The organism is Mesorhizobium sp. M4A.F.Ca.ET.022.05.2.1, assembly GCF_003998845.1.
GTDB lineage: Bacteria > Pseudomonadota > Alphaproteobacteria > Rhizobiales > Rhizobiaceae > Mesorhizobium.
Genome location: NZ_RZOJ01000548.1, coordinates 1 through 3,240, shown reverse-complemented (window position 1 = coordinate 3,240; position 3,240 = coordinate 1). Strand labels below are relative to the sequence as shown.

The 3,240-nt window shown below is 68.0% G+C and carries 3 protein-coding genes and 1 pseudogene; all 4 read left to right on the top strand.

Going from position 1 to position 3,240, the window contains the following annotated elements; genetic code table 11:
• Positions 1 to 192: pseudogene (locus EN745_RS32420) on the top strand (glutathione S-transferase family protein); the annotation flags it as partial.
• A complete protein-coding gene (queG, locus tag EN745_RS32415) occupies positions 173 to 1,327 on the top strand; it encodes a tRNA epoxyqueuosine(34) reductase QueG (RefSeq protein ID WP_127423133.1) in 1,155 nt (384 codons plus the stop codon). The pseudogene EN745_RS32420 and the gene queG, both read left to right, overlap by 20 nt.
• Positions 1,324 to 2,226: an SDR family oxidoreductase gene (locus tag EN745_RS32410; RefSeq protein ID WP_127423132.1), complete on the top strand. Its 903-nt coding sequence runs from the start codon at positions 1,324 to 1,326 to the stop codon at positions 2,224 to 2,226. The genes queG and EN745_RS32410 overlap by 4 nt, the downstream gene beginning before the upstream one ends.
• A gap of 86 nt (positions 2,227 to 2,312) precedes the next feature.
• On the top strand, positions 2,313 to 3,240 hold a 928-nt coding region (gene mepA / locus EN745_RS32405), incomplete at its 3' end, for a penicillin-insensitive murein endopeptidase (protein WP_127423131.1).

Below are 3,240 nucleotides of genomic sequence, written 5' to 3'. Positions count from 1 at the left end.
ACCTATGCCGACCTCGCGGCGGCGGCGGCCCTTTCGGTGCTCGACTATCTGGGCGAGATCGACTGGCGCGAGCACAGCGCGGCGCGCGAATGGTATACAAGGGTTAAATCACGGCCCTCGTTCCGGCCGCTTCTGTCGGACCGGGTGCGCGGCCTGTCGCCGGTGTCGCATTATGCGGACCTCGATTTCTAGGACGCAAAGCCTGCGCGCGCTGATCGACCGCGAGGCGAGGCGCGCCGGTTTCGACGCCGTCGCCGTCACCCAGCCGGACGCCATCCCGCTGGCGCCGGCCAGACTCGCCGAATTCGTCGCCGACGGTTTTCATGGCTCGATGGGCTGGATCGCCGAGACGATCGAGCGCCGCGCCGAACCGTCCGCGCTGTGGCCGGATGTGCGCTCGATCATCGTGCTGGCGATGAATTATGGCCCGGACCGCGATCCGCGCGGCATTCTCGCAAAGCACGACCGCGGCGCGATCTCGGTCTATGCGCAGAACCGCGACTATCACGATATTATGAAGGGCCGGCTGAAGGAGATCGCCGGCAAGATCGTCGCGCGCGCCGGCGGCGACGTCAAAGTCTTCGTCGACACCGCCCCGGTGATGGAGAAGCCGCTGGCCGAAGCCGCCGGGCTGGGCTGGCAGGGCAAGCACACAAACCTGGTCAGCCGCGAACACGGCTCCTGGCTGTTCCTTGGCACCATCTTCACCACCGCCGAGCTCGAGCCCGACACGGCGGAAGAGGACCATTGCGGCTCCTGCCGCGCCTGCCTCGACGCCTGCCCGACCGACGCCTTCCCGGCGCCCTACCGGCTCGATGCGCGGCGCTGCATCTCCTATCTCACCATCGAGAACAAGGGGCCGATCCCGCGCGAATTCCGCGACAAGATCGGCAACCGCATCTATGGCTGCGACGATTGTTTGGCCGCCTGTCCGTGGAACAAGTTCGCCCAAGCCGCCTCGGAGGCCAAGCTTGCCGCGCGCGACGACCTGCGCGAGCCGCCGCTGGCGGAGCTGCTGGCGCTCGACGACGCAGCTTTCCGCAGCTTCTTCTCGGGCTCGCCGATCAAGCGCATCGGCCGCGACCGGTTCATCCGCAACGTATTGATCGCCGCCGGCAATTCGGGCGGCGCCGCGCTGGCGGGCGTGGTGCGCGGCCTGCTCGACGATGCCTCGCCACTGGTGAGGGGCGCTGCCGTCTGGGCATTGTCCAGGCTTCTGCCTGCTATCGACTTCGCCCAGCTGGCCGCCACCGCCCTGGCAACCGAAGATGACATGACAGTGCGCGACGAATGGCTGTCGGCGCTGCCAGCAAAGGTGCATGCATGAGTGAAAAGCAGTTCCTCGTCTTTGGCGCCGGCTATTCCGGCAAGGCCTTCGCCCGCGCCAACCGGGATGCGGCAACGATTTACGGCACGACGCGCTCGCTGGAGAAGTTCGCGGCGCTCAGCCAGGTCGGCATCGCGCCGATGCGCTTCGACGGCGCGCTGACGGCTGAGATCGGCGAGGCCCTGAAGACGACCACCCACCTCATCGTCTCGGTGGCGCCGGAAGAGGCCGGCGATCCGGTGCTCGGCGCCGCGCGGGAGGCGATCGCAGCCATGCCGGCGCTGCAATGGATCGCCTATCTCTCCACCGTCGGCGTCTATGGCGACCATGGCGGCGGCTGGGTGGACGAGCGGGCCGAATGCCGGCCGGTGTCGAAACGCTCGGTGATGCGGGTGGCGGCCGAGCAGGCCTGGCTGCGGCTCGGCGAGGAGACCGGCCGGCCAGTGGCGATCCTGCGCCTGTCCGGCATCTACGGTCCGGGTCGCAACGCGCTGGTCAATCTGGCTGATGGCACCGCGCGGCGGCTGGTCAAGCCCGGCCAGGTGTTCAACCGCATCCATTGCGACGACATCGCCGGCGCGCTCTGGCATCTGGCCGGGAAGAATCTCGGCGGCATCTTCAACGTCACCGACGACGAGCCGGCGCCGCCGCAGGATGTCGTCGCCTATGCCGCAGGGTTGATGGGCGTCGATCCGCCACCGGAAATTGCCTTCGAGACCGCCGAGCTTTCGCCGATGGCGCGCTCCTTCTATGGCGAGAACAAGCGCGTCTCCAACGCCGCGATCAAGGCGGCGGGCTATCACTTTGCCTTGCCAAACTACCGCGCGGCCCTCGACCATATGTGGGCCGACGGCAGCTGGCGCGAGGGCGAGCCGCGCAGCCCGATGAAGCGTTCCTGATTAAAGCGCGGCGCCGGGCGTGATATGATTCGCGCCATCGCCGCTCTCGAGGCTCGGGCGGCGCGACAGGAGAGGGATGCGGCTTCATGGTGACCTCGATGCGATCATTGCCCGTCAGACGGCCATTCCTGACGGCGGCGCTGGCCATCCTTGCGCTGGCCGGGCTGGCGGCGGGCGCGCTGACGGCCGAGCCGCGCGCAAAAGACCTGTTCGGCGCCAAGAAGCTGCCGGCCGTGGCGGCGGCGCAATCCTTCGGCTTCTATTCCAAGGGCTGCTTCGCCGGCGGCGTCGCCATCCCCATGGACGGACCGAGCTGGGAAGTGATGCGCCCCTCGCGCAATCGCCGCTGGGGCCATCCGGCGATGATCGCGCTGATCGAGAAGCTGGCCCGCGACGCGCATGCCGACGGCTGGCCCGGCCTTCTGATCGGCGACATCTCGCAGCCGCGCGGCGGACCGATGCTGACCGGCCACGCCTCGCACCAGATCGGCCTCGACGCCGACATCTGGCTGACGCCGATGCCCAGCCGGCCGCTGTCGATGGCGCAGCGCGAATCGATGAGCGCCACCCTGATGGTCGACGAGAAGACCCATCTGGTGAAGGACGCGCTGTGGACGACGCGACACACGCAACTGTTGAAGCGCGCGGCGAGCTACCCTGAGGTCGAGCGCATTCTGGTCAATCCAGGCATCAAGAAGAAGCTGTGCGACACGGTGAAGGGCGACCGTTCCTGGCTGCGCAAGATCCGGCCGTTCTGGGGCCACGACTATCATTTTCACATGCGCATCGGCTGCCAGCCGGGCTCGCGCGGCTGCAAGGCGCAGGAAGCAACGCCGGCCGATGACGGCTGCGGCAAGCCGCTGGCATGGTGGTTCACCGCGGAGCCGTGGCGCCCCAACAAGAATCCGGACGCGCCGAAGGCGCGCGATATCATGACGATGGCCAACCTGCCGAAGGAATGCCGGGCGGTGCTCGACGCGCCGAATCCGCCTTCGGCGGAAACCGTAACCTATC